Here is a 5,018-nt window from a genome sequence, read left to right as displayed (position 1 = left end):
TCACCGCCGCAACCACTGCCGTCACCAGTCTTCGATCATCCAACATCATCTTCTCCCCGGACGAGCAGGGCGCGCTCCTGGAGACCGCCGAACAGAGCCTCGGAACCCTGTCGGACCTCGTGACCAACCTGCTCGACGCCAGCCGCATCCAGGCCGGCGTGCTCGGCGTCGTGCTCGAACCCGTGCGGCCCGAGGAGGTCATCCTTCCCGCACTCGAGGAACTGGACCTCGGCCCGGGCGATATCGAGCTGGACACCCCTGCCGAGCCGCAGCTACTCCTTGCCGATGCCGTCCTGCTGCAGCGCGTGCTCGTGAACCTGCTGTCCAACGCCATCCGATACGCCAGGCGCGGGGAACCACCGGTGTTGTCGGTGAGCGATTTCGGCGGGCGAACAGAACTGCGCATCATCGACCGCGGGCCCGGCATCTCGGACGACCGGAAAGACCAGGTACTCATGCCCTTTCAACGGCTGGGCGATACCGACAATGACACCGGCCTCGGGCTTGGTATGGCACTGGCTAAGGGCTTCGTTGAAGGCATGGGCGGTCACCTGACACTCGAGGACACCCCCGGGGGCGGACTCACCTCCGTGATATCACTGCCGCGCGCCCCACAACCGCACGAGACTCTACTCACTGGGAACAGTGTCGGAGCGGCATGAAGGTCCTCATCGCCGACGACGACCCGCAGATCCTGCGGGCTCTCAGCATCACGTTCACAGCGTCGGACTACGACGTCGTCCTAGCCACTGATGGGGCTGCGGCCCTGCGGCGCGCGGCCGAGCACCACCCCGACATCGTGGTGCTGGACCTCGGCATGCCCCATCTCAGCGGCATCGACGTCATCCACGGACTCCGAGGCTGGAGCTCGGTGCCGATCCTCGTGATCTCGGGCCGGATGGACTCGATCGACAAGGTGCAGGCACTGGACGCCGGTGCGGACGACTACGTCACCAAACCGTTCCTGACCGACGAGTTGCTGGCTCGGATGCGGGCCCTCACACGACGGCGCCTGCCCGCGCAGGAAGAAGCAGGCGCAAGTTTCGGAGACGTGCGCGTGGACCTCGTCGCCAAATCGGTGGTCCGGACCACCGACGGTACCGCCATCCATCTGACCCGCACCGAGTGGCGCCTGCTCGAGACCTTGATGCTGAATCCTGGGCGTCTCGTCACGCAGGAGCACCTGCTCACAGAAGTATGGGGGCCGGAGCACGTCCGTGACTCCGGGTATCTCCGCCTGTACATCAGTCAGCTGCGGAAGAAGCTCGAGCCGGATGCAGGTTCGCCCCGGTACCTGCTGACTGAAGCGGGTATGGGGTACCGCTTCACGCCGAACGGCACGTGAAGGCACGCTTGCCAGAATCGTGGGTGATGCCGGAGTGGGGGAGAGGGACGAGGACTCGAGCGGGCTCCGACGCCGTGCGCCGAAGCGCGCGGGCCGCGGATTCTCTGTCCGGCTGATGCGGAGCCGGCTCGTCGGAGGAACGGATCCTGGTTGGGACAACCGGACCACGACCGGGAACGCCCGTGACTCCGGATGGGGCAGAGGTGGGGGGGTAGGGTTGTGAGTTGTCGTTGAGCAGAAGCGGCAGTGCACGAGCGCGTGCGCCCATAGAGATGGGTTCATGCGCCGTCTGCCGATGACTGCCGAGCGAGGTTGATTTCCTTGATGACGAACCGCGAGACTGCTGCAACGGGTACTCACCGTGACGCGACCTCCCAACGAACACCGAACGATCGTCCCGATGAGTACGGGACAGGGGAGACCGAGTACGGGACCGGCGAGACATCCGTCGTCCTGCAGAACTTGGTCCTGGACAGCCCCGACGTCGAGGAATTCCTGACCCATCTCGCCCGATTCGCGGCAGAGCGCCTCTCCGGGCACGACTCCACGGTCCGATGCGGAGTGACCCTGCTGCGTCCGAGGAAGCAGGGGACGGCAGCCAGCAGCGACCAGGTCGCCCGGCGGCTCGACGAACTGCAGAACGCGTCCGGGAACGGACCGTGCCTGGAAGCGACCCGCACCGAGACGCGCGTGTACGTGCGCGACGTCGCCGACGACGATCGGTGGCCGGAGTACTTCACCCTGGCCCACGCCCACGGTGTCCGATCGATCCTCGCCGTACCAGTCCTCCTCAGCGGGGAAGCGGCGGCCGCCCTGAACCTGTACGCGGACACACCGGATGCGTTCGGACCGGAACGGATCTCCCTGGCGCAGCAGTTCGCCGACGAAGCATCCCAGGGGTTGCGATTGGCCGTGAGGATCGCGCACCTGACCGACACGGGACAGAATCTGACGGTCGCGATGACCTTGCGGACGACGATCGATCTCGCGGCCGGAATCATCATGTCCCAGAACACGTGCAGTCAGCATGAGGCGATGACCATCCTCAAAGCCGCCGCCAGCGCCAGGAACAGGAAGCTCCGCGACCTGGCTGCGGCCGTTGTCGCTTCCGTCAGCGGGCAGGCACCGGTCACACACTTCGAGCACTGATCGGGCAGGTGGTCGGGTCTGCGACGGCGGTCCGGCCGCGCTGGTGTCCCTCACCGCGCACCGGAAGCGACGCGTCGCGAGCAGGGACCTTCCGGTGGAATGCATCACCGCTGTACTGTGATCGCGTGATCGCCCCCGATATCTCCCAGGACGCCGTCGCCGTCGCGGATCACTACGACGAGCTCGATCCGGTCTATCGTCGCGTCTGGGGCGAGCACGTCCATCACGGGCTATGGACGACAGGGCGCGAGACGCCCGCCGAGGCCGTCGAGGCGCTCGTCGACACTGTCGGCGACCGACTGCGTCTCTCGCCCGGCGAGCGGTGTGTCGACATCGGCTGCGGCTACGGATCCACCGCACGGCGGCTCGCGGCGATGCGCCAGGTCATCGTCACCGGCTTCACGCTCTCCGCTGCGCAGGTCGACTATGCCGCCGCACATCCCGTCCCCGACGTGGAGATCACGCTTCGTGACTGGCTCGTCAACGGACTGGCCGATGCATCGGCCGACGCGGCCTGGGCGATCGAGTCGAGCGAGCACATGGTCGACAAGCCCGGGTTCTTCGCCGAGGCGCGCCGTGTCCTGTCACCCGGCGGCCGTCTGGTCGTCTGCGCGTGGCTCGCCGAGACCGATGCGAGCGACGTGAAGGTCCGCCATCTGCTCGAGCCGATCTGCCGCGAAGGGCGTCTGCCCTCCATGGGCACGCGCGAGGAGTACGAGGCGATGGCGCGAGCGGCGGGCTTCGCGGTCACCGGTTACGAGGACGTCAGCCGCAACGTCGCGCGCACATGGTCGATCTGCGCCCGCCGCATCGCGAAGGCCTTGCTCGTCGATCGTGAGACCCGTCGTCTCGCGATCGGTGGACGGAATCGCATCTTCCTCCTGAGTGTGCCCCGCTTGATCCTGGCCTACCGCACCGGTGCCATGCGCTACGGGATCTTCACGCTGACGAAGGCGGAGGACGGCGGAGCATCACGCTGAACGGTCCGACCGACGTGGCACGAGCCACTGTTCGCCGGCGCTCCTCCGGGCGAGCACGCACGTACGACCGTTCGCATGAGGAGGCCGGCCCTGGATCGGCTGCCCGGCGTCATGGTACCCGTCGGGTCCTCTGGTACCCGGGTCCCGACGGATCCTAACGACGGCGCCGAGCGTTCCGATAGTAGGCCGCACACAGGCATGACAGGCCCCGGGGTCGCCCCGGTCTGGACAGGGCCCGGACTGCAGACGCCATCTGCCCGTACGAAGGACCGAGATTGTTCACGAACCACCTCCGCCGATCCGTGGCGGCCGCTGCTGTCACGGCCGCCGTTCTGCCCCTGCTCGCAGGGGTGGCGCTGCCGGCCACGGCGGCGACGACCGTCTGCACGCCGATGACGCAGAGCGTCCACCAGAGCATCAACCCCACGTCCGGGGCTTCCCTGCTGACCACGTCGTCGACCGAGGTGACCAGCGCGGCCACCAGGAACGGCTTCACCGACAAGCGCGGTGTCGTCTTCAAGGTCTCCCCGGCGGCGAGGCCCGGACTGGTGCCCGTCCATCGGATGTACAAGGGTGGTGACTTCCTGTTCGTCGCCGATACTGCCGGCGTCGGTGAGTACGAGAACGCACAGACCAGGTACGGGTATGTCAGCCAGAAGATCGAGTTCTACGCCTCCGCGACGAAGGTCGGCTGCGGGCTCGAGGTGCGCCGCTACCAGAAGGGCGCCCTCCACCGTTTCTCCGCATCACCGGCGGACCAGGCGAAGCTCAAGGCCGCCGGCTGGAAGGACGAAGGCGCCAAGTTCTGGGCGCAGACCACCGTCGCTCCGGCACCTGTTCCGGCCCCCACCGCGGCTCCGGTGCCCGCGCCGACGACCGCTGCCCCTGCACCGGTCGTGACCCCGACGCCCGCGCCGTCGCCGACACCGGTCCCGACCCCGGTGCCGACGGTGGCTCCCACGCCGTCCCCGTCCCCGTCGCCGTCCCCGTCGCCGTCCCCGTCGCCGTCCCCGACTCCGGTCGTTCCCGCCCCGGCCCCGGCACCTGTCGTTCCGGCTCCCGCACCTGCTCCTGTCGTCCCCGCTCCGGTCGCAGTCGCGGCGTCCGGTTCCGCCCCCGTCGGCACGACGTCGTACCCCGTCCCCGCGGACGCGATCTTCGTCGCCGGGAACGGGAGCGACACGGCGCGCGGCACGCAGGACTCACCGCTCAAGACGATCAAGGGCGCGGTCACGAAGGCCGTCAGCGGGCAGACCATCGTCCTCCGCGCCGGTTCGTACCTCGAAGCGGTCAAGATCCCGTCCACCAAGCGCATCACGCTCCAGGCATTCCCTCACGAGGAGGTGTGGCTCGACGGCAGCGTCCCGGTCTCCGGTTTCACGCCCGAGGGGAGGGCCTTCGTCGTCGACGGCTGGACGGCCGAGTTCGACGCGAGCCCGACATACACCTGGGGCAGCGCCGACGGCACCCAGCCGGGCTGGTCCTTCGTCAACCCCAGCCGCCCCATGGCCGCGCACCCGGACCAGGTGTGGATCGACGGCACG

The 5,018-nt window shown here is 68.2% G+C and carries 4 protein-coding genes and 1 pseudogene; all 5 read left to right on the top strand.

From position 1 onward, the window contains the following. On the top strand, nt 1-662 hold a 662-nt coding region (locus tag CVO76_RS15120; protein ID WP_244186018.1), incomplete at its 5' end, for a sensor histidine kinase. Beyond that, nucleotides 659-1,345, top strand: a complete 687-nt coding sequence (locus CVO76_RS15115; RefSeq protein ID WP_208739979.1) for a response regulator — start codon at nt 659-661, stop codon at nt 1,343-1,345. The genes CVO76_RS15120 and CVO76_RS15115, both read left to right, overlap by 4 nt. 324 nt (nt 1,346-1,669) lie before the next feature. Beyond that, nucleotides 1,670-2,494 (top strand): GAF and ANTAR domain-containing protein, encoded by an 825-nt coding sequence (locus CVO76_RS15110; protein ID WP_208739978.1) that lies wholly within the window; start codon nt 1,670-1,672, stop codon nt 2,492-2,494. A 125-nt stretch (nt 2,495-2,619) separates the two neighbouring features. Next, nucleotides 2,620-3,474, top strand: coding sequence for a class I SAM-dependent methyltransferase (locus CVO76_RS15105; protein WP_208739977.1), 855 nt, complete (start codon nt 2,620-2,622; stop codon nt 3,472-3,474). A 275-nt stretch (nt 3,475-3,749) separates the two neighbouring features. Further along, nucleotides 3,750-5,018, top strand: a pseudogene (locus tag CVO76_RS15100) (hypothetical protein); the annotation flags it as partial.

It is taken from the genome of Arthrobacter agilis (assembly GCF_002953615.1).
GTDB lineage: Bacteria > Actinomycetota > Actinomycetes > Actinomycetales > Micrococcaceae > Arthrobacter_D > Arthrobacter_D agilis_B.
The sequence above is the reverse complement of the archived record's forward strand: the minus strand, read 5'-3'. Positions and strand labels throughout refer to the sequence as shown.